The sequence below is a fragment of the Vibrio sp. ABH4_348 genome, from assembly GCF_056159765.1.
The window spans coordinates 2,460,964-2,483,525 of sequence record NZ_JBSWVW010000001.1; the positions used below are offsets into that span (position 1 = coordinate 2,460,964).

Annotated in this window: 12 protein-coding genes, 3 tRNA genes and 4 rRNA genes; 5 read left to right on the forward strand and 14 right to left on the reverse strand. The window is 45.9% G+C overall.

Annotated features, from left to right (window positions below):
* Window positions 1-43: 43 nt before the first annotated feature.
* The 7 genes from ACXAFJ_RS11235 to ACXAFJ_RS11265 form a co-directional block, all read right to left on the reverse strand.
* On the reverse strand, window positions 44-1,849 hold the full coding sequence (locus ACXAFJ_RS11235; RefSeq protein ID WP_475323466.1) for an AMP-dependent synthetase/ligase: 1,806 nt from the start codon (window positions 1,847-1,849) through the stop codon (window positions 44-46).
* A 174-nt stretch (window positions 1,850-2,023) separates the two neighbouring features.
* On the reverse strand, window positions 2,024-2,983 hold the full coding sequence (leuO, locus tag ACXAFJ_RS11240; protein WP_475323468.1) for a transcriptional regulator LeuO: 960 nt from the start codon (window positions 2,981-2,983) through the stop codon (window positions 2,024-2,026).
* Window positions 2,984-3,372: 389 nt separating this feature from the next.
* On the reverse strand, window positions 3,373-4,419 hold the full coding sequence (locus tag ACXAFJ_RS11245; protein ID WP_475323469.1) for an MJ1255/VC2487 family glycosyltransferase: 1,047 nt from the start codon (window positions 4,417-4,419) through the stop codon (window positions 3,373-3,375).
* 4 nt (window positions 4,420-4,423) lie between these two features.
* Window positions 4,424-4,954: a phosphatase PAP2 family protein gene (locus ACXAFJ_RS11250; protein WP_475323470.1), complete on the reverse strand. Its 531-nt coding sequence runs from the start codon at window positions 4,952-4,954 to the stop codon at window positions 4,424-4,426.
* Window positions 4,955-5,044: 90 nt separating this feature from the next.
* Window positions 5,045-8,161 (reverse strand): efflux RND transporter permease subunit, encoded by a 3,117-nt coding sequence (locus ACXAFJ_RS11255; RefSeq protein WP_475323472.1) that lies wholly within the window; start codon window positions 8,159-8,161, stop codon window positions 5,045-5,047.
* A complete protein-coding gene (locus ACXAFJ_RS11260) occupies window positions 8,158-9,480 on the reverse strand; it encodes an efflux RND transporter periplasmic adaptor subunit (RefSeq protein WP_475323473.1) in 1,323 nt (440 codons plus the stop codon). Before ACXAFJ_RS11260 ends, ACXAFJ_RS11255 begins: the two co-directional genes overlap by 4 nt.
* 13 nt (window positions 9,481-9,493) lie before the next feature.
* The gene (locus tag ACXAFJ_RS11265; protein WP_475323474.1) at window positions 9,494-10,147 is read right to left on the reverse strand and encodes a TetR/AcrR family transcriptional regulator; all 654 of its coding nucleotides are present in this window, start codon (window positions 10,145-10,147) and stop codon (window positions 9,494-9,496) included.
* Window positions 10,148-10,553: 406 nt separating this feature from the next.
* Between ACXAFJ_RS11265 and leuA the strand changes: the two genes are divergently transcribed.
* The 5 genes from leuA (at window position 10,554) to ACXAFJ_RS11290 (ending at window position 16,285) form a co-directional block, all read left to right on the forward strand.
* Complete coding sequence (gene leuA, locus ACXAFJ_RS11270; protein ID WP_475323476.1) at window positions 10,554-12,101, forward strand: 2-isopropylmalate synthase; 1,548 nt, start codon at window positions 10,554-10,556, stop codon at window positions 12,099-12,101.
* A gap of 81 nt (window positions 12,102-12,182) precedes the next feature.
* Complete coding sequence (leuB, locus tag ACXAFJ_RS11275) at window positions 12,183-13,274, forward strand: 3-isopropylmalate dehydrogenase (protein ID WP_475323478.1); 1,092 nt, start codon at window positions 12,183-12,185, stop codon at window positions 13,272-13,274.
* A gap of 67 nt (window positions 13,275-13,341) precedes the next feature.
* Window positions 13,342-14,742: a 3-isopropylmalate dehydratase large subunit gene (gene leuC, locus ACXAFJ_RS11280; protein ID WP_475323479.1), complete on the forward strand. Its 1,401-nt coding sequence runs from the start codon at window positions 13,342-13,344 to the stop codon at window positions 14,740-14,742.
* Between the two features lie 9 nt (window positions 14,743-14,751).
* Complete coding sequence (gene leuD / locus ACXAFJ_RS11285) at window positions 14,752-15,354, forward strand: 3-isopropylmalate dehydratase small subunit (protein ID WP_475323481.1); 603 nt, start codon at window positions 14,752-14,754, stop codon at window positions 15,352-15,354.
* 133 nt (window positions 15,355-15,487) lie between these two features.
* A complete protein-coding gene (locus ACXAFJ_RS11290; protein WP_475323483.1) occupies window positions 15,488-16,285 on the forward strand; it encodes a DUF547 domain-containing protein in 798 nt (265 codons plus the stop codon).
* A gap of 224 nt (window positions 16,286-16,509) precedes the next feature.
* On the opposite strand, the gene rrf (ACXAFJ_RS11295) is transcribed toward ACXAFJ_RS11290, so the two are convergent.
* The 7 genes from rrf (ACXAFJ_RS11295) to ACXAFJ_RS11325 all read right to left on the reverse strand — a co-directional run bounded on the left by rrf (ACXAFJ_RS11295) (window position 16,510) and on the right by ACXAFJ_RS11325 (window position 22,062).
* A 5S ribosomal RNA gene (rrf, locus tag ACXAFJ_RS11295) occupies window positions 16,510-16,625 on the reverse strand.
* 18 nt (window positions 16,626-16,643) lie between these two features.
* Window positions 16,644-16,719 (reverse strand) — tRNA-Thr (locus ACXAFJ_RS11300).
* Window positions 16,720-16,785: 66 nt separating this feature from the next.
* A 5S ribosomal RNA gene (gene rrf, locus ACXAFJ_RS11305) occupies window positions 16,786-16,901 on the reverse strand.
* A gap of 126 nt (window positions 16,902-17,027) precedes the next feature.
* Window positions 17,028-19,913: ribosomal RNA gene (locus ACXAFJ_RS11310) — 23S ribosomal RNA — on the reverse strand.
* 303 nt (window positions 19,914-20,216) lie between these two features.
* Window positions 20,217-20,292, reverse strand: a tRNA-Ala gene (locus tag ACXAFJ_RS11315).
* Window positions 20,293-20,333: 41 nt separating this feature from the next.
* A tRNA-Ile gene (locus tag ACXAFJ_RS11320) sits at window positions 20,334-20,410 on the reverse strand.
* 100 nt (window positions 20,411-20,510) lie between these two features.
* Window positions 20,511-22,062: ribosomal RNA gene (locus tag ACXAFJ_RS11325) — 16S ribosomal RNA — on the reverse strand.
* The 16S, 23S and 5S rRNA genes sit together here with 3 tRNA genes alongside, the layout of an rRNA operon.
* Window positions 22,063-22,562: the final 500 nt, after the last annotated feature.

Sequence of the window (22,562 nt, forward strand, 5' to 3'; positions counted from 1 at the left end):
AGCACCTCATTGAGATGCTTTTTCTTCACAGCGTTGGCACAGATTATTTCTTCACGCTCTCTTTATACATATCTTCGATTTCATCTTGGTAGCGTTCGTTGATGACTTTACGACGCAACTTCAACGTTGGCGTTAGCTCGCCTTCTTCCATGGAAAATGCTTTTGGTAGAAGCTTGAAACGCTTCACTTGCTCAAACTTTGCCAACTCGTCTTGCAATTGGTTTACACGCGACTCCAACATCTCAACCACCTGATGGTGTTTGATCAGTTCAATTCTGTCTTGGTATTTGATATTGAGCTCTTTGGCGTACTCTTCCAAACTATCGAAACAAGGAACAATCAAAGCAGATACAAATTTGCGCGTATCAGCAATGACTGCAATTTGCTCGATGAAGTGATCTTTACCAATTGCCCCTTCGATCATTTGCGGCGCGATGTACTTACCACCGGACGTTTTCATCAATTCCTTGATACGGTCTGTGATAAACACATTACCAGCTTCGTCAATTTTACCCGCGTCACCGGTTTTCAAGAAACCTTCTTCATCAAAGGTCGCCGCGGTTTCTTCTGGTAGTTTGTAATAACCGCGCATCACCATAGGTCCACGCACTAAGATCTCGTTATTGTCACCGATTTTAACTTCAGCTCCCGGCATAGTGGTACCGATAGAATCTGGGTCAAACGCCGGATCTGCCCAACACGAAACCGTCGCTGTGGTTTCCGTCATGCCATACCCCAGCTTGACGTTGATGCCAATCGCATGGAAAAAACGACCAATAGTTTCATCAAGTTTGGCACCACCACAAGGCATAAAGTTAATGTTACCGCCCAATAAAGCACGCAATTTACTTAGAACCAGCTTATTCGCGAGTTTGTGGCTGCGTTGTAAAAGCCAAGAGGGTTCTGTTTGCTTTTGTTTGTGGTCGGCAATTTTTGCCCCCATGTTTACAGCCCAAGTAAAGATAGCCTTACGATGGATTGGCGCACGAGACACTTTTTCATGAATCGCTGAAAATACCTTTTCGTAGAAACGAGGCACCGCACACATTACCGTCGGTTTCACTTCTGCCAACGCTTCTCTCACTAACAGAGTATCGGCGAGATAGACATTGGTGGCGCCTTTGTAAAGCACATAAGCGGTCCAGGCACGTTCAAATACATGTGAGAGTGGTAGGAAACTCAAAGACACATCATTTTCTGATAAATCCAATCGTCTATCGTGACCATCCAACTGCGCAGCGATGTTGGCGTAATCTAGCATTACCCCTTTCGGTTGGCCTGTTGTACCTGAGGTATAAATCAAGGTGAACAAATCATCTAAACGAAGTGAGTTTAATCGCTCGTCCAATTCCGCTTTACTTGCTTCTGTACCCGCATTGGCAAAATCATTCCAAGAGATAACTGCTGGGTGAGGAATGAATTCTAGCGAATCGTCCATCACCACGATTTTTTCCAACTTCGGGCATTTATCTAGAATTACCAATGCCGCGTTGAGTTGTGCTTCTTCACCAACAAAAAGCACCTTCACATCAGCGTTATCTAAAATAAATGCAGATTGTGCCGCCGTATTGGTTGGGTAAATCGGCACTCCGACAGCGCGAGATTGCATGATCGCCAGATCGGCGATAGTCCAGCGCGGCGTGTTGTTTGAATAAATCGCGACTTTGTCTTGGACTCCAATTCCATGAGCAATAAGAGCCTTGGATATTGCATCAGCCTGTTGCCCAAATTCTTGCCAACTGATCGCTTGCCATTCCTGACCAACTTTGTGCTTTAATGCCGCTTTTTGTTTGCCTTGCGCGATACGTTTGCGCACGCAAGACACAATATGAAATTGAGTATCTGTCATAACATAGTCACTAGTTTGGCTTACACATGTAAGCTATTTATTCGACCAAGTTTACTGCGTACTCTGTAGATAGCAACTTTCTGCGCCCTTATCGGCTAACCAATTAGTAAGAATTCATTTACAAAAATGCCGGCAACAAGGCCGGCATTGAAATACTGAGCAACTTAACTAGATCTAGAGCGATTCTTTGCTTACCACAGATCGACATACATCATCGACAAGTTCTCTAAACCAACGGTGACCGTTGTCCTTTTCACATGAATCGTGCCAAGATAAGTAACCACTTACTTTCTTATCTTTCAACGGCAGTTCAATAATCTGTAACTCAGCAGCCGTAGCATTGTGCATAGCAACCCAACGAGGAACAATTGAAAGCAACTCAGATTGGCTGACCACGTAAAGTAAATTACTCAAACTCGAGCCTTGATAATTTACCTGCGCCGACAGTTGACTGTAAGCAACCTGTGATACCGTATGCAAGCCATCAATAGGGGCTAGCTTAGCGTGTTTCTCATCACTGAGTTGCTCTAGTGAAATGTCTTGTTGGACTCTCGGGTGCGACTTGGCTGCAACGACAACCAATTCATCAGAAAACAGCTCAACACTTTTATAGTTAGGTGCTTCGAATTTGGTGTAATCAACGACACAATCCAAATCCTGAAAACACAGTTTTTTCGCCGTTTCTTCATCAATATTCGCTTCAGCTTGAATATTGATGTTTGTTGCACATTCTCCACCAGCAGCAAGCAAAGATGGCAGGAAGCGCATATCATTTTGGTTACCAAAGGCCACTTTAAACATGCGAGATGAGGTCGCAGGGTTAAATGTCGCAGTTGGCAGTTCATTTCTTATCAATTGCAGAGCTTGGCGAATAGTGCCATACATTTGTCTTGCTCTCGGAGTGGGTTGAATTCCACGACCTTGGCGCACAAAGAGCTCATCAGCAAACATCACTTTAAGTCTGGAAACGGCATTACTGACCGCAGGCTGAGACATATTCAAGTGCTGAGCGGCACGGGTAATATTTTGCTCACGCATTACTGCATCAAATACAGTAAGTAAGTTTAAGTCTACGCCTCTTAAAACACGTTCCATTCTATAGTCTGGAATCGGATTGCTTTCATTTTTATTCATTTTCACTGCCTTCAGAATTCGTCAACATCGCTTGATGCTTTCCTACACACTGACATTGATTTGATCGGTGAATCCGTTCGGGCAGACTATCAACCAAAAAGATGAGTCGCTTCAACCTAATCGATAAATAATAAGTTTTTTTAGACCAACCAATATTAAAACCAATAATAACAATAAGTTAAAATACTTCTAAAAACTTCTAAACCACCAATTCCAGCTCAAAAACGTTGTTTACTGGCATGACCAGTAGCATATATATATCAATGATTTCTCATTCACACTCAGAAGATCACATTCACGCAATCGATAACATAAACTAAGCGGCTAGCGTGGGGCCGAATATAGAATCCGCGAATGTGTCGCTAAATTTTGAGCAAAGTTAGTAGTGTTCAACTCACACTGGCGTAGCTTGGAAAACTCACCTTATCCCACAAATTTGAGTGCATCACCTCTTGGTTGTGCCAGTTCCCTTCTGACACCCAATCCGCTAACGTTGACGCCACATCTGGATACTCAACCTTCTCTGCTTGCTGTTCATTTAGCCAATGACGCACTGCTCCGGTATCGAGCTGCTCCATCGAATAAGCAAGTCCCAAAAATTCCAAGGTAGCCACGTTACTCAACTGCTCAAATTGTCCTGCCAATGGTTTTAACAACAATTTTTTACCCAGTGACAATGCTTCAGATGGCAGTTCAAATCCACCATTAGCGATCACCCCACTACATGAATGTAAACACTCTTGGAATTCACTGTGACTCAAAGGTCGAAATTCGAGATTTTCCAGTTCTCTAGTTTCCATAGCATCCGGATGGAAACAGACAAACTTATGTCGATTAAAACGAATCAACAAATCCGTGATGTCTTCCATACTTTCAAATGGCAAATAAACCAAAACGAAAGGTTGCAGATCTGTTTCGTGCTGCAAGGTATGCACAATGGGTGGCAATATCGGTTGTTCAAAGTGATACCAATGCAATCCGATGTGAACATCGGCCGGTGCAAAATACTTCACAATGCTTTTATCCAGCCAGCTTGCACCATGGAGTGGCACGGCATACCGAAATGCGTTTTGATGGCTGATACTGATACAGGTCTTACCCTGTTTTTTTGCAGCCCAAGCGGACACAGGTTCAAAATCGTTTATCACCAGGTCGTAATCTGATAGATCCAGCGCTCGAACCTCTTTAGCAAACTGCCACAGATTGTTGTTACGCAAAGTCTGCTTAAAGTCCACCTGTCCTTGATGAGTACTAAACGTCAAACCACGGCGTGTTTGATAATTGCCAAAATCATCCATCGAAAAATATTTGTCTTGGCAACGCCCCGAAAAAAGATAATCAACATCCATTTGACGTTGCTTAAATGCCGCGCACATGGCTCGCGCTCTGGCAATGTGACCATTACCTGTAGCTTGTACTCCATAGAGTATTTTCATCTTATTAACTCAACTTAGATACAATTGAAATTGCATAGAGACTGCATGACATTCCTAGCAATGCACCGATCAGAACATCACTAAGAAAATGAACGCCTAACTGAACACGGGAAGCACCGATTGCACTAGCCCATAGATAAGCGGGTAACGCGAGAGGTGGAAAAAACTCGACGATGAGTGTGGCCATCAAAAAAGCAGCCGCAGTATGGCCTGACGGCAAGCTGTATTGATCGGAGGGGGTGATATAACAAGGCAGTAAGCTTGATAACGCTTGTGGACGACGGCGTTTAAAGTAGTTTTTTCCTAGCCAATAAATGGGTAGCTCGATTAAAAACGCCAATAACCCAGCCAACACAAACCAATAGCCAGTTTGACCCGTAAACAGCCAGGCTAATATCGCAATGATGACATAAAGGTGTCCATCACCAGTATGGGATACCGCTTTACTCGCTTTGGCGAGGGAAGGGGTAAATCGGTGACTCAAACACCAATATGAAAAACGAAAATCCAATTTGGCGATTGCACTAAGCTGCATGCGATAGGCCTCTTATCTCTCACAACTAAAAAGATAGGAGGCCTAGATGACAGTTCAGTGAAGTCTCATTGGTAGTTTGATGACACTTAACTAGATGGGAGCTTGTTGGCTAGGTTGATGTTTCTTCACTAATCCAAAGTCAGCCAAGATCGAGTAGGCCGCTGGGATCATAAACAGGATAAGCAATGTTGATGCAAAGATGCCAAATACAATCGAGATGACCAATGGCTGAATTACTTGCGCTTGCAAGCTGGTTTCGAGCATTAGAGGCAGCAAGCCAGCAGCCGTAGTTAATGAAGTGATAAACACCGCTCGAAAACGCTCGCGACTGGCCTTGACCACGGCATCGTGAATACTATCCCCTTCTTCAAAATGCTGACGAATGTACTGTACAAGAAGAATTGAGTCGTTCACCACAATACCAGACAGCGACACAAACCCCATCATACTAGGCATACTCAATGAGTGCCCCAATAGAAGGTGCCCCCAAACTACACCGATAAAAGCCAATGGAATGGCGATCATCACAGCAACGGGCTCCAAGTAACTCCGAAACTGATAACTTAGAATGGCAAACACACCAAACAAACCCAACAAGAAACCTTTAGCTATTGATTGCGCAGTTTTAGCTGTGTCTTTGGATTCGCCTTCAAAATCAAAACGCAGACCCGGATAACGAAGTAACAAGTCAGGTGCCAGATCTTGCTTGAATGCACTGAGTACATTGGCAGACGTCACTACGTTGTTATCCACATCCGCATACACGCTCACGGTTCGAACACCATCGATTCGATTAATGCGTACATAACTACGCTGAAATGATAGGGATGCGATACTTGCCAGAGGTATTTGCTGTCCATTAGGGGTGATGATTGGAAAGTTTGCCAATTGGCTAATATCGCCAGCTTGAGATTTATCTAGTCGAACTTCAATCTCAATACTCTCTGTCCCCAACTGGATCTCATCAGCAGTTTGACCAAAATAAGCAGCGCGCAGCTGCCCCGCTATCATTTGTCCATTAACACCGAAGCGTTCTGCACCGGGCAGTAGTTTTACCAGTATCTCTTCTTTACCCATTCGCATGTCATCCAGAATGCCATGCACGCCCTGAACACCTGACAAGAACTGCTGCATTTCAACCGAGACGGCTTTCAACTGCTGTAAATCGTCATGTTTGGCACGAATTTCAATCGCGCGTCCACCGGGTCCAAGGATTGGTTGCTTGTAAACCAAGGATATTGGTTCGACTAACTCACCCACATCTTGGCGCCAAGCATCAATGAACTCATCGATGAGGGTATTTCTCACCTCTGCACTCAGTAAATCTAATCTGACCGTTGCGATATGTGGGCCTGATTCGTTTGCGTCCGCATTAGCGTTGTATTGACGAGTGATGTGTTCCACTAAGACTCGTCCACCTTCTACGTCTTCACTCCATTGGGCATTCAACTTCTCTGCAGAGGCAACAATCTTATCGACCACCAGCTCAGTTTGCTGTAATGAAGAACCGGGAGGAAGAATGATTCTGGCTTCGGCAATGTCGCCATCCAGATCAGGAAACGGTTGAAACTTGAGAATGCCACCAGCCAACATAGAAACTGAAACAAGCAAAAGCGCGATCACCGAGCCAACAAAGGCATAACGATATTCCACGACTCGCTCTACCCCAGTCATCAGGTAAGTATTGCGAAAGTGCTCAAAACCAGACAGGAATTTTCGTTTTATCAACCACGGTTGTTTTTCGCTTTTGGTGTTGTGAAGAGAATGGGCTAAGTGATTTGGCAGTATCCAGAATGCTTCAATTAAACTGATGCTCAAAACTATGATAAGCACTTGCGGAATCGCTCTTAGTACTGCGCCCATCTCTCCTTGTAAGAACAGTAACCCGGAGAAGATACAGACCGTAGTCAAAAATGAAGAAAACACACCGGGAAGCACTTTTTTGACGCCATTGACTACAGCATCATCCACCTCTTGCCCCTTCTCGAGATGCGATGCTACGGATTCAGCAATCACAATAGCATCATCCATCATGATACCGATGGCCATCAGCAAACCAACCAAAGACATGATATTGATAGAGAAGCCAAATTGAGCCATCAAAAACATGCCGCCTAAAAAGGCAACTGGCAGTCCGGCGGCGACCCAAAACGAGTAGCGCAAGCTGAAGAACAACCACATAGTGGCAAAAACCAAAATGATGCCTTGCCAGCCGTTACTGACCATCATGGTCAAGCGGTCCCAAAGTAGCGATGAAATATCGTTGGTAAGCTCTAGCGTGATCCCTTCTGGCAAAGTTTGCTGTTTAGCGTCAACAAACGCCTGTACTTTATCTTTAACGCGTAATGCGTCGTCTTCTTTATTTTTACTGATTTTAAGAAGCGCCGAAGGCTTACCGTCAAACAGCACTTTTTGCTCATCTAACTCGAATCGGTCAGTCAGTGTTGCAATATCGCCAAGGCGTATTAACGCACCTGTGCTATTTGCCCCAACCACAATACGACTGAGTTCATCAGGGGTTGCCTTACGTTCATCAAAGCGAATCAAAAATTGTTTTTCGCTGGTATCGATAGAACCACTTGGCAGCTGTACATTTTGTCGTTTAATTTGCTCTGCGATTTCTAAAACGCTAAGGCCAAGCTGACGAATCGCATGAAGATCCAGTTCAATTCGATACACGTGATCCGAGAAACCGCTTACGGTCACTAGTGATACGCCATAGTCCAATTTCAACTCACGTTTTAATGACTCAGCATAGGCTTTTAGTTCCGGCCACGACGTTTCCGCTGTGATCGCCAGATCCACCACGGGCTCACTCCAGTTCAGTTCCTGAACCACGGGATCTTCCGCTTGATCTGGAAAATCATTGATCGCTTCAATCTGAGTTTTGACATCGACTAACGCCCTGCCCATGTCAACTTCTTCATCCATTTTGAGCGTCAACCGAGCTGCGTTTTCAACCGCTTCACAGCGAGTTTCAACAACGTTAGCGACACCATCCACCGCATCTTCCATGCGAATACAAAGACTTTGCTCCACTTCCTCTGGTGAAGCGCCGGGATACACAACCGTTGCCATTAAAAATGGGGCGCTGTATTCGGGGAAGGTTTCGCGTTTTATATTGGGTAAAGACGTCAATCCAATGGCCAATAACGCCAACATCAACAAATTGGCAGCCGTTGGGTGACGAGTAAAGAAGGCAATCACGGCTGCACCTCCTGCTTGGTAGCAACGGACTCTTGCGTTCTTAGAGGCATACCATCAATGGCGGGCAATACATCGTTAGTTACCAACTTCGCTTTATTGATAAACGTACCGCTGATCACCGCCAACTCATTTTGCCTAAACAGCACATCCACTGGACGAATACTGAGTTGTTCATTTTCATCAAATAAATAGATGTTCTGACCATGCAGTGCTCCCTCAGGAATCACATAATGATCTTGCAAAAGTCCCTCAATCTGAGCACTGACAAACATGCCGTTGACTAAAGGCGGTTGTTTTTGCGGGTCAATGATTTGGTAGTCTTGCTCAACTTCGAGTATCACGCCTGCCGTTGCTTGGTTGATGTCGATGCTTTCACTTATCCTGGTAATTTTGGCCGGCCAAGAAGCGTTAACCGAGCCACTAGTCAACTGGATCGTCGCGGGGAACTGTGCGAGTTTCTCAGTTGGTAATGTGGCTCGGCTAAAAGCCCAGTCTGAGTCCGTAGACAATACGGTTTGAAGATCGTGTATCGATAACTGTGCTTCCACTTCCATCACATCAGTTTCATGGGCAACCACCATAGTCTGTTGGGCACCGATCACTTGATCTAACTCCACCATCACTTGTGAAATGCGCATCGTTTTGGGAAGGACGATCTTCGTTTTATCCAGTGCACGTTTTGCTTCGGACAATTTAGCTTCACTGATCTTCAAACGCGCATTCGCCAGCTCTTTTTCTTCTGGTATTAATGCCAATTTATTTTGGAGATCTTGTACCAGCTTTTTCTGAATCAAAGTCGATTTTTGCTGCTGATCGACATCAGACTGCGACGTTAATCCTCTGGACTTCAAGTTTTGTTTACGATCCAGCTCTTTCTCAGCCAACTCCAAACTGCTGATTTCAATATCTAACGTTGAATTTAAATTCACTTGTTCTTGATTGAGTTTTGCCAGTGCGGTGAGTTGAAGATTTACATCTGCTTGAGCTTGGGCAAGTTTCAGTTGGTAATCTAGGGGATCAATTCGGATGATCTCGGTACCCGCTGACAGCAGCTGTCCTTTCTCTAAGTCGGGATGGCGAAAAACCACTTTGCCACTTACTTCAGCGATAGAACGCCATTCAAATTTTGGTTTTACATTACCAAAACCAGTCACAACAGGAGCAATAGGTTGCTTGGTAAGTTCAATGACGTGAACCAAAGTGGCGTGGCTAACACCGGGTTTAGCAGGCAGTTCGGGCCGACTTTTTATTGCAACAATTAACACCGCAACACCAATAAACAACGCGGGGAAAAACAACCATTTTTTGTAATTACGCATCCTAACCACCTTATCAATCAGGATTAGATTCTTGGGTATTCAGAAAGCCATGAGTCAACACTTGTAAATTGTGCTCTAGCAATCGGTCTAGGAATTCTTCGCTCAACTCCACCCCGTGTATCGAGAGTGTGGAAGCGGGAACAATGAAAGGAAACATCATTAGGCTTAGAAAGGTGATCCGGCATAACTTAGGATCCATATCGTTTTGCAAAACACCTTTTGCTTGCAGACTATCGAAAATCATTTCCTGCATAGGCTGGGTAATGTCCATGATGACTTTTTCAACCAACTGACGTGGTGGCTCAGTGGGAGGCATATTCATCACTTGAAATAGCAGGCGCGGGAATTTGGGCATTTTTCCCATTACCTTGTAGTAAGTTTTCATTAAGTCGATTAGAGAAATGGCAGAACCGTTAGTTTGGAGTTGAAACAAACGCTCCTGCATCGGAACCAATGTTTCGCGCAGCATGGCCTCGAACAGACCATCTTTACTGCCAAAGTAATAGCGAATGAGTGAACTGTTAACTCCTGCCTTTTGCGCAATAAGGCGAGTTGACACCTTCTCGTAAGCCATACACGTAAACAGCTCACGAGAGTGAAAAATGAGTTTAGAGCGCGCCTCAGTTTTACTGCTCGGTCTACCTACTTTTCTGGTCTCAGTTTTCATTCGTTGATTACCTTGCTATTTCAATATTCACCACTTGATGAATTATAGGTCGCTGATTTTGCGAACAACAGAACATTAATTCATCACTATTTACCCAAGTGATGAATTAAATACTGCATCGTAGTCTTGGCTGTAAAAATGAAATCATTGAATAAAAAATCAGCTTTTTGCTTGACGCAAGTAGTTCAGTGAGATATTAATTGGTCAACACAACAGTTTAAGATGATTTTGATGACCTCTCGTAACCTTCTCCTCGGCCTCCTCCTTATCGTGAATAAATCGCGCGGGTAGCCAGTGGAAGAAAAATAGTCATCAGACATTCCAAAAAAAAGCCCGCACACGATGCGGGCTTTTTTATACCTATAAACCGGAAGTAAACGTTTAACACAGCAGAAAAGGAATCCACATGAGCGACCAAGTCATTATTTTCGACACCACATTACGTGATGGCGAACAAGCGCTACCAGCGAGTTTGACGGTAAAAGAAAAACTGCAAATTGCTTACGCGCTTGAACGACTGGGCGTTGACGTAATTGAAGCTGGCTTCCCGGTTTCTTCACCCGGTGACTTTGAGTCTGTTCAAACCATCGCAAAGCACATCAAAAACAGCCGAGTTTGTGCATTATCTCGTGCCGTCGATAAAGATATCGATGCCGCTGGTGAAGCTTTGAAGGTCGCGGAAGCATTCCGTATTCATACTTTTATTTCGACTTCCACCATTCACGTACAAGACAAACTGCGCCGTAGCTACGATGATGTCGTCGACATGGCAGTAAGTGCCGTGAAACGCGCTCGCCGTTACACAGACGATGTCGAGTTTTCCTGTGAAGATGCAGGCCGTACACCAATCGATAACCTATGCCGTATGGTTGAAGCAGCGATTGATGCTGGCGCTACCACCGTCAATATCCCAGATACTGTGGGTTACACTATTCCAAGTGAATTTGGCGGCATTATTTCAACCCTATTTAATCGTGTTCCAAACATCGACAAAGCGGTTATCTCAGTACATTGTCACGATGACTTGGGAATGTCAGTTGCCAACTCTATTGCAGCTGTCCAAGCTGGTGCCCGCCAAATCGAAGGTACCATCAATGGTATTGGTGAACGTGCAGGCAACTGCTCGCTAGAAGAAATCGCGATGATTCTAAAAACTCGTCAAGAATTCTTGGGCGTAACTAACAACATCAATCACAAAGAAATTAGCCGCACCAGTAAATTGGTAAGCCAGCTATGTAATATGCCAATTCAAAGCAACAAGGCCATTGTCGGTGCTAACGCATTTAGTCACTCTTCAGGTATTCACCAAGATGGCATGTTGAAGAACAAAAACACCTACGAAATCATTACTCCGGAATCGATTGGTTTAACCAACCAAGCACTAAACCTAACCAGTCGTAGTGGCCGTGCAGCGGTTAAGAGCCACATGGATGCCATGGGTTATAAAGATGAAGAATACAATTTGGACGTCTTGTACCAAGATTTCTTGAAGCTGGCTGATAAAAAAGGTCAGGTGTTCGACTACGACCTTGAAGCATTAATGCATTTCTCTAACTTGCGTGAAGAAGACGACTTCTATAAGTTGAACTACATCAGCGTACAATCTGGTAGTGTCATGGCGACAACCAGTATCAAGCTTGCCTGTGGCGGAGAAGAGAAAAGCGAAGCCGCAGTCGGCAATGGCCCAGTAGACGCACTATATCAGTGTATCTACCGTGTTACTGGTTACGACATTGTACTGGATAAGTTTGACCTAACCGCTAAAGGTGAAGGTGAAGATGGTCTAGGACAAGCGGACATTATTGCTAATTACAAAGGCCGTAAGTACCACGGTACTGGCGTTTCAACCGACATCGTTGAAGCATCGGGACAAGCACTGTTGCACGTTATCAACAGCATCCATCGCGCTAATCAAGTAGAAGAAATTAAGCGACAAAAGATTGCCGCAGTATAAACAACACATCAGAGCACCCTTAGTGCTCTGATGAATATAATAGATTCAAACACAACATAATTATTCGTTTAAAGGATTAACATGAGTAACCCAAGTTACAAAATTGCTGTTCTACCGGGAGACGGTATCGGCCCAGAGGTTATGGAACAAGCACAAAAAGTGCTAAATGCTGTAGAGAAAAAACACGGTATCGCATTTCAACGCTCTGAACATGATGTAGGTGGTATCGCGATCGACAATCATGGAACCCCTCTTCCAGAGAGCACAATCAAAGCCTGTGAAGAAGCAGATGCGGTGCTATTTGGCTCTGTTGGTGGTCCTAAATGGGAACACTTACCGCCAAACGATCAACCTGAACGCGGTGCACTACTGCCACTTCGCAAACATTTTCAGCTGTTTTGTAACCTTCGACCAGCTCAGATTCACAAAGGATTAGAGGCTTTTTCTCCGCTACGAGCAGACATTTCAGAGCGTGGCTTTGACATCGTTGTAGTTCGCGAGCTAACTGGCGGTATCTACTTTGGTCAACCTAAAGGTCGAGAAGGTGAAGGCGCAAACGAAAAAGCTTTTGATACAGAGGTCTACCACCGTTTCGAAATTGAGCGTATCGCTAAGATTGCTTTTGAGTCAGCTCGCCTACGCGATAAAAAAGTCTGCTCAATCGACAAAGCAAATGTTCTACAAAGCTCCATTTTATGGCGTGAAGTGGTAGAAGAAGTAGCTAAAGACTATCCGGATGTTGAGCTGTCACATATGTATATCGACAATGCAACCATGCAGCTGATTAAAGACCCATCTCAGTTTGACGTGATGCTTTGCTCAAACATCTTTGGCGACATCATCTCTGACGAATGTGCAATGATCACCGGCTCTATGGGCATGTTGCCATCTGCAAGCTTAAACGAAAGCAAGTTTGGCCTTTACGAGCCAGCCGGCGGCAGTGCACCAGACATCGCTGGTAAAAACATTGCTAATCCGGTCGCTCAAATCTTATCTGCAGCATTGATGCTGCGTTACAGCCTAGGCGAAGAAGCCGCGGCGCAAGATATTGAACTAGCAGTATCTAAAGCCCTATCTGCGGGAGAGCTTACTGCAGACTTAGCAGGTCAGAACCAAGCGTTAACGACTTCAGAAATGGGCGATAAAATTGCCGAGTACATTTTGAACTCGTAATTCAAAACCATAATAACTATTCGCTCTCGATAAGCCGTTGTTGGGAGCCATACACAGGATTGTGATAATGGGTAAAACATTATACGAAAAGGTCTACGACGCTCATATTGCGGTCGAAGCAAAAGGGGAAAACCCCATTTTGTATATCGACCGTCATTTGGTGCATGAAGTTACCTCACCACAAGCATTTGATGGCCTTCGTGAAAAAGGACGTAAAGTACGCCAAGTAGGCAAAACATTTGCCACCATGGACCACAATGTGTCGACCACAACTAAAGACATTAAAGCATCAGGTGAAATGGCGCGAATCCAAATGGAAACGCTAATCCAGAACTGTAAAGACTTTGGTGTCACCCTTTACGATATCAATCACAAATACCAAGGCATTGTTCATGTAATGGGCCCAGAGCTTGGTATTACCTTGCCTGGCATGACTATTGTTTGTGGTGACTCTCATACTGCTACACACGGTGCATTCGGCTCACTGGCTTTTGGTATTGGTACCTCTGAAGTAGAGCATGTATTGGCAACGCAAACGCTAAAACAAGCGCGCGCCAAAACGATGAAGATCGAGGTCAAGGGTAAAGTTGCTCCGGGTATTACAGCAAAGGACATCGTACTTGCCATTATCGGTAAAACCACCGCTGCTGGTGGTACTGGCTACGTGGTCGAGTTCTGTGGTGAAGCGATTCGCGACCTAAGTATGGAAGGCCGAATGACGGTCTGCAATATGGCGATTGAGCTAGGCGCGAAAGCTGGCTTGATTGCTCCTGACCAAACTACCTTTGACTACATCCAAGGTCGCAAGTTTGCACCTACAGGGGATGATTGGGATGCAGCAGTCGACTATTGGAACTCTTTAAGCACCGACGAAGATGCCGAGTTTGATGCAGTTGTGACACTTGAAGCCGCTGACATCAAACCTCAAGTCACTTGGGGTACTAACCCTGGGCAAGTTGTCGCAGTAGATCAGCCAATTCCTAATCCTAATAGCTTCGCTGATCCCGTTGAAAAAGCATCGGCAGAAAAAGCATTGGCATACATGGGGCTAGAAGCGGGTAAGTCACTGTCCGACTACCCGGTCGACAAGGTTTTTGTTGGTTCTTGTACTAACTCTCGAATCGAAGATATGCGTGCCGCAGCCGAAGTTGCCAAAGGACGTAAGGTAGCTTCTCATGTTCAAGCATTGATTGTTCCAGGCTCTGAGCAAGTAAAAGCCCAAGCGGAAGCGGAAGGTCTAGATAAAGTATTCATTGAAGCTGGTTTTGAATGGCGATTGCCTGGCTGTTCAATGTGTCTAGCGATGAACAATGACCGCTTAGGCCCAGGAGAGCGCTGTGCGTCTACTTCAAACCGTAATTTTGAGGGCCGCCAAGGCCGCGATGGTCGAACTCACTTAGTGAGCCCAGCAATGGCAGCAGCAGCTGCTGTAGCCGGTCGATTTGTCGATATTCGTGATTTAGATTAAGGAGCTATCATGTCAGGTTTTCAACAACACACTGGTTTGGTCGTTCCTTTAGATGCGGCGAACGTTGATACAGATGCCATCATTCCAAAGCAGTTTTTGCAAAAGGTATCGCGTCTAGGATTTGGAAAGCACCTTTTCCACGACTGGCGTTTTCTCGATGACGCCGGGTTAGAAGCAAATCCTGAATTTGTTATGAACTACCCTCGTTACAAAGGGGCGAGTATCTTATTGGCCCGTGAAAACTTTGGTTGTGGTTCATCCCGAGAGCACGCACCTTGGGCACTGGCGGACTACGGTATTCGTGCGATGATCGCACCAAGCTTTGCCGATATTTTTTACGGAAACTCAATCAATAACCAAATGGTTCCTGTCCGTTTGACCGAACAAGAGGTTGATGAGTTATTTACCTATGTCGAAGCTAATGAAGGTGCTCAAATAGAAGTTGATCTAGCGGCATTAAAAGTGCGAGCCAATGGTAAAGAGTACAACTTTGAGATTGATGAATTTAGACGTCATTGTCTACTAAATGGCCTAGACAATATCGGTTTAACTCTGCAACACGAAACCAAAATTTCTGAGTACGAAAGTAAGATTCCAAACTTTCTTAAATAGTCCGATTTAATAAAAACAATAGGTCAGCATTGCTGGCCTATTTTTTTGCAACTAAAACGGCGGTGAGCAGGTCTAGTATCTAAGTAACTCAGCAAAGTAAAAATAGCCTAGAACAAATCACCAAGGATAAGTTATGCGTCGGCTCCCGTTACTCATTGTGTCATTTTTTCTTAGCCTAATGCTGCCATACAGTACCATTGCAGCACCAAAATCCGATCTTTGGGATTACTGGCTCCCTGAGGCTACTCAGAAATCTATGACTTTAGATCACTCAATATGGCAGAGTTTTTTGGATACTTATGTGGTAACGGAAGGACAACACAACTTAGTTAAATACGGGCAAGTGACTTCAAATAGCAAAGAGCAATTGACCCAGTACATTAATGAACTGTCTAACATCGACCCTCATAAACTCACCCGATCACAACAATATGCCTATTGGGTCAATCTATACAATGCCATTACGATTCAACTTATCCTCGAAGACTATCCTATTAAATCGATAACTAAACTCGGTGGCTTCCTAAAGTTTGGCCCCTGGGATGAACATGTCATTACGATTAACGGTAAAGCAACGACACTTAACGATATCGAACATAGAATTCTAAGACCAATTTGGAATGACCCAAGAACTCATTACGCGGTTAATTGTGCAAGTTTAGGTTGTCCAAACTTACAAAAACAGGCGTTCACAGCGGACAACACGGAAGATTTACTTGAGCAAGCTGCAAAGACTTTTATCAAAAGTGATAAAGGTGCAAAGTTGGTTGCCAATAGGCTGGAGCTGTCTTCCATTTACGAATGGTTTGCAGAAGATTTCGGTGATAAACAAGAACTGATTGAACACTTATCTCGATACCGACCCGATCTTAGCGAGTTCGATGGAAAGATTCGATTTGATTACGATTGGGACTTAAATGAAGCTAATTAAGTTGTATGGTCTCGAGAGAAACACAACTTTTACTGATTCATACTAACTGAGTAAATCAGGCAAAGTTTTAAACGGTTACTAGTATGAAAGCCGACTAAGTCCAACTATTACAAGAGGGTGTGCGGCTATTCTCAAACGTACACACTGTTTACCCAAAACTTATTAAATATGGCCTGCAATAAACGAAAAAAACCTAACTTTTCAGTCAGGGTCTTAGAATACAAGCCTAGCAATGTCCTACTCTCACATGGGGAAACCCCACACTACCATCGGCGCTAATGCGTTTCACTTCTGAGTTCGGCAAGGAATCAGGTGGGTCCACATCGCTATGGTCGCTAAGCAAAATCTGTTTTATATCTGGTGCTGATACCCAGACTCGAACTGGGGACCTCATCCTTACCAAGGATGCGCTCTACCACCTGAGCTATATCAGCACACTTAAATTTGTGACCGGTGGACTAAAAAGGCCCGTCTTACAACGGGCCTTCTATAAAATTAAAGCCTGGCGATGTCCTACTCTCACATGGGGAAGCCCCACACTACCATCGGCGCTAATGCGTTTCACTTCTGAGTTCGGCAAGGAATCAGGTGGGTCCACATCGCTATGGTCGCCAAGCAAATTCTTTTTACTTTCAGCTTTTTCTAAAAACTGAAAATAAATAATCTGGAAAGCTGTTTAAAAGTCTGTATTTACACATTCAACGTTCTTGCTTTGAGTCCATCAAAACCCTTTGGGTGTTGTATGGTTAAGCCTCACGGGCAATTAGTACAGGTTAGCTCAACGCCTCACAACGCTTACACACCCTGCCTATCAACGTCGTAGTCTACGACAACCCTTTAGGACGCTTAAAGCGCCAGGGAGAACTCATCTCAGGGCTCGCTTCCCGCTTAGATGCTTTCAGCGGTTATCGATTCCGAACTTAGCTACCGGGCAATGCGATTGGCATCACAACCCGAACACCAGAGGTTCGTCCACTCCGGTCCTCTCGTACTAGGAGCAGCCCCCTTCAATTCTCCAACGCCCACGGCAGATAGGGACCGAACTGTCTCACGACGTTCTAAACCCAGCTCGCGTACCACTTTAAATGGCGAACAGCCATACCCTTGGGACCGACTTCAGCCCCAGGATGTGATGAGCCGACATCGAGGTGCCAAACACCGCCGTCGATATGAACTCTTGGGCGGTATCAGCCTGTTATCCCCGGAGTACCTTTTATCCGTTGAGCGATGGCCCTTCCATTCAGAGCCACCGGATCACTATGACCTGCTTTCGCACCTGCTCGAGCCGTCACTCTCGCAGTTAAGCGGGCTTATGCCATTGCACTAACCTCACGATGTCCAACCGTGATTAGCCCACCTTCGTGCTCCTCCGTTACTCTTTGGGAGGAGACCGCCCCAGTCAAACTACCCACCAGGCACTGTCCTCAACCCCGATAAGGGGCCTAAGTTAGAACATCAACACTACAAGGGTGGTATTTCAAGGACGGCTCCACGCTATCTGGCGACAACGTTTCAAAGCCTCCCACCTATCCTACACATGTAGGGTCAATGTTCAGTGCCAAGCTGTAGTAAAGGTTCACGGGGTCTTTCCGTCTAGCCGCGGGTACACTGCATCTTCACAGCGATTTCAATTTCACTGAGTCTCGGGTGGAGACAGCGTGGCCATCATTACGCCATTCGTGCAGGTCGGAACTTACCCGACAAGGAATTTCGCTACCTTAGGACCGTTATAGTTACGGCCGCCGTTTACCGGGGCTTCGATCAAGAGCTTCGCGCAAGCGCTAACCCCATCAATTAACCTTCCGGCACCGGGCAGGCGTCACACCGTATACGTCATCTTACGATTTTGCACAGTGCTGTGTTTTTAATAAACAGTTGCAGCCACCTGGTATCTGCGACTCTCGTCAGCTCCATCCGCAAGGGACTTCACCATCAAGAGCGTACCTTCTCCCGAAGTTACGGTACCATTTTGCCTAGTTCCTTCACCCGAGTTCTCTCAAGCGCCTTGGTATTCTCTACCCGACCACCTGTGTCGGTTTGGGGTACGATTCCTTACAATCTGAAGCTTAGAGGCTTTTCCTGGAAGCATGGCATCAATGACTTCATCACCGTAGTGACTCGACATCGTGTCTCAGCCTTAAAGAGGTCCGGATTTACCTAAACCTCAAGCCTACGCACTTGAACCTGGACAACCGTCGCCAGGCCCACCTAGCCTTCTCCGTCCCCCCATCGCAATTGTAAGAAGTACGGGAATATTAACCCGTTTCCCATCGACTACGCCTTTCGGCCTCGCCTTAGGGGTCGACTTACCCTGCCCCGATTAACGTTGGACAGGAACCCTTGGTCTTCCGGCGAGGAGGTTTTTCACCCCCTTTATCGTTACTCATGTCAGCATTCGCACTTCTGATACCTCCAGCAGCCTTTACAGACCACCTTCAACGGCTTACAGAACGCTCCCCTACCCCGCAATCAAAGATTGCAGCCGCAGCTTCGGTTTATAGCTTAGCCCCGTTACATCTTCCGCGCAGGCCGACTCGACTAGTGAGCTATTACGCTTTCTTTAAATGATGGCTGCTTCTAAGCCAACATCCTAGCTGTCTAAGCCTTCCCACATCGTTTCCCACTTAGCTATAATTTGGGACCTTAGCTGGCGGTCTGGGTTGTTTCCCTCTCCACAACGGACGTTAGCACCCGCTGTGTGTCTCCCGGATAGTACTTACTGGTATTCGGAGTTTGCAAAGGGTTGGTAAGTCGGGATGACCCCCTAGCCTTAACAGTGCTCTACCCCCAGTAGTATTCGTCCGAGGCGCTACCTAAATAGCTTTCGGGGAGAACCAGCTATCTCCAGGTTTGATTGGCCTTTCACCCCTAGCCACAAGTCATCCGCTAATTTTTCAACATTAGTCGGTTCGGTCCTCCAGTTGATGTTACTCAACCTTCAACCTGCCCATGGCTAGATCACCTGGTTTCGGGTCTATATCCAGCAACTGAGCGCCCAGTTAAGACTCGATTTCTCTACGGCTCCCCTAGTCGGTTAACCTTGCTACTGAATATAAGTCGCTGACCCATTATACAAAAGGTACGCAGTCACCCCGAAGGGCTCCTACTGCTTGTACGTACACGGTTTCAGGTTCTATTTCACTCCCCTCACAGGGGTTCTTTTCGCCTTTCCCTCACGGTACTGGTTCACTATCGGTCAGTCAGGAGTATTTAGCCTTGGAGGATGGTCCCCCCATGTTCAGACAGGATATCACGTGTCCCGCCCTACTCGATTTCACTGATGATGAGATGTCGGTTACGGGGCTATCACCCTTTATTGCGGCACTTTCCAGAGCCTTCACCTGTCTCATTAAAAGCTTAAGGGCTAATCCAATTTCGCTCGCCGCTACTTTCGGAATCTCGGTTGATTTCTTTTCCTCGAGGTACTTAGATGTTTCAGTTCCCCCGGTTCGCCCCTTACACCTATGTATTCAGTGCAAGATAATTGCTTATGCAATTGGGTTTCCCCATTCGGAAATCGTAGACTCAAGTGGCTGTTACTGCCTAATCTACGCTTATCGCAAGTTACTACGTCCTTCATCGCCTCTGACTGCCAAGGCATCCACCGTGTACGCTTAGTCACTTAACCATACAACCCCAAAGGGTCTTACTTAACAAAAAGTAAGGTTAAACAACCAAAGTTGTCTCTCAGTTATTTACATGAGTGAGAGACTGATTTTGCCGGACTCAAATTCCAAGAACACTTGAATGTGTGTTGGTACCTAAAACACTTATATTTCAAAGTAAGTTAGGATTTGAGAACTTTTAAATGAATAACAACGCATATCCGAAGATATGGGGATTGTTGTTATTCGTCAGCTTTCCAAATTGTTAAAGAGCTAGTTTCTAATGAAACCATTTTTAAAAACTCTCAAGAGAGAATGTTTAAAGATGGTGGAGCTAAGCAGGATCGAACTGCTGACCTCCTGCGTGCAAGGCAGGCGCTCTCCCAGCTGAGCTATAGCCCCATCAGGTGTGATACTGTACTCCAATCTCCTGGGAGGAAGATTGGTGGGTCTGAGTGGACTTGAACCACCGACCTCTCGCTTATCAGGCGAACGCTCTAACCACCTGAGCTACAGACCCAGCATCGTCTCTTAAACGTATAAACCATCAATCTGTGTGAACACTCATCGCGACTTATTTGTCTTCACTTTAAAAAGTGAAAGCAAACTATCCGTTTTCGTAAGGAGGTGATCCAGCGCCAGGTTCCCCTAGCGCTACCTTGTTACGACTTCACCCCAGTCATGAACCACAAAGTGGTGAGCGTCCTCCCGAAGGTTAAACTACCCACTTCTTTTGCAGCCCACTCCCATGGTGTGACGGGCGGTGTGTACAAGGCCCGGGAACGTATTCACCGTAGCATTCTGATCTACGATTACTAGCGATTCCGACTTCATGGAGTCGAGTTGCAGACTCCAATCCGGACTACGACGCACTTTTTGGGATTCGCTCACTCTCGCAAGTTGGCTACCCTCTGTATGCGCCATTGTAGCACGTGTGTAGCCCTACTCGTAAGGGCCATGATGACTTGACGTCGTCCCCACCTTCCTCCGGTTTATCACCGGCAGTCTCCCTGGAGTTCCCACCCGAAGTGCTGGCAAACAAGGATAAGGGTTGCGCTCGTTGCGGGACTTAACCCAACATTTCACAACACGAGCTGACGACAGCCATGCAGCACCTGTCTCTCAGTTCCCGAAGGCACAAGACTGTCTCCAGTCTCTTCTGAGGATGTCAAGAGTAGGTAAGGTTCTTCGCGTTGCATCGAATTAAACCACATGCTCCACCGCTTGTGCGGGCCCCCGTCAATTCATTTGAGTTTTAATCTTGCGACCGTACTCCCCAGGCGGTCTACTTAACGCGTTAGCTCCGAAAGCCACGGCTCAAGGCCACAACCTCCAAGTAGACATCGTTTACGGCGTGGACTACCAGGGTATCTAATCCTGTTTGCTCCCCACGCTTTCGCATCTGAGTGTCAGTATCTGTCCAGGGGGCCGCCTTCGCCACCGGTATTCCTTCAGATCTCTACGCATTTCACCGCTACACCTGAAATTCTACCCCCCTCTACAGTACTCTAGACGACCAGTTTCAAATGCAGTTCCCAGGTTGAGCCCGGGGCTTTCACATCTGACTTAGTCATCCACCTGCATGCGCTTTACGCCCAGTAATTCCGATTAACGCTCGCACCCTCCGTATTACCGCGGCTGCTGGCACGGAGTTAGCCGGTGCTTCTTCTGTTGCTAACGTCAAATGATACCGCTATTAACGGCACCACCTTCCTCACAACTGAAAGTACTTTACAACCCGAAGGCCTTCTTCATACACGCGGCATGGCTGCATCAGGCTTGCGCCCATTGTGCAATATTCCCCACTGCTGCCTCCCGTAGGAGTCTGGACCGTGTCTCAGTTCCAGTGTGGCTGATCATCCTCTCAGACCAGCTAGGGATCGTCGCCTTGGTGAGCCTTTACCTCACCAACTAGCTAATCCCACCTGGGCATATCCTGACGCGAGAGGCCCGAAGGTCCCCCTCTTTGAGCCGAAGCTATTATGCGGTATTAGCCATCGTTTCCAATGGTTATCCCCCACATCAGGGCAATTTCCCAGGCATTACTCACCCGTCCGCCGCTCGACGTCCAACAAATCATCCGAAGAGTCAATGTTGCCGTTTCCGCTCGACTTGCATGTGTTAGGCCTGCCGCCAGCGTTCAATCTGAGCCATGATCAAACTCTTCAATTTAAGTTTTGGTTGGCTCAATGAATACTGACATTACATATGTAATGTTGAATTGACTGTGCTGAATCCGAAGATTCAATGGTCACTTCGTTCATTGAAACCGAATTTGAAGCCTAAGCTTCTAATTGGATTATCATCAACGAGTGCCCACACAGATTGATAGGTTTATATTGTTAAAGAGCGTTTCTCTATAAAAGAGAGGCTTCTCAGCCTGCTTGCTTGTCCGGTTACCCTTCGAAGCGGAGGTGAATTCTAGCGAGTTAATCTTCAGTGTCAAACACTTTTTGAAACTCTTTTTTGCACCGCTGATTTAGTTATCTGAGTCGTTGCCGGCTCATCCCGTGTCAGCGAGGTGGCATTATAGAGATCGAAGTCACATTGGCAAGCATAAAAAACAATTATTTTGCCCAAAACTGCTTGTTCGTTTCGTTTTTAACCAAACTGGTAGGTTGTTCAATTTGAAACACAATAAGCCACCAGCTTACCCACAAAACCCTGTGGAT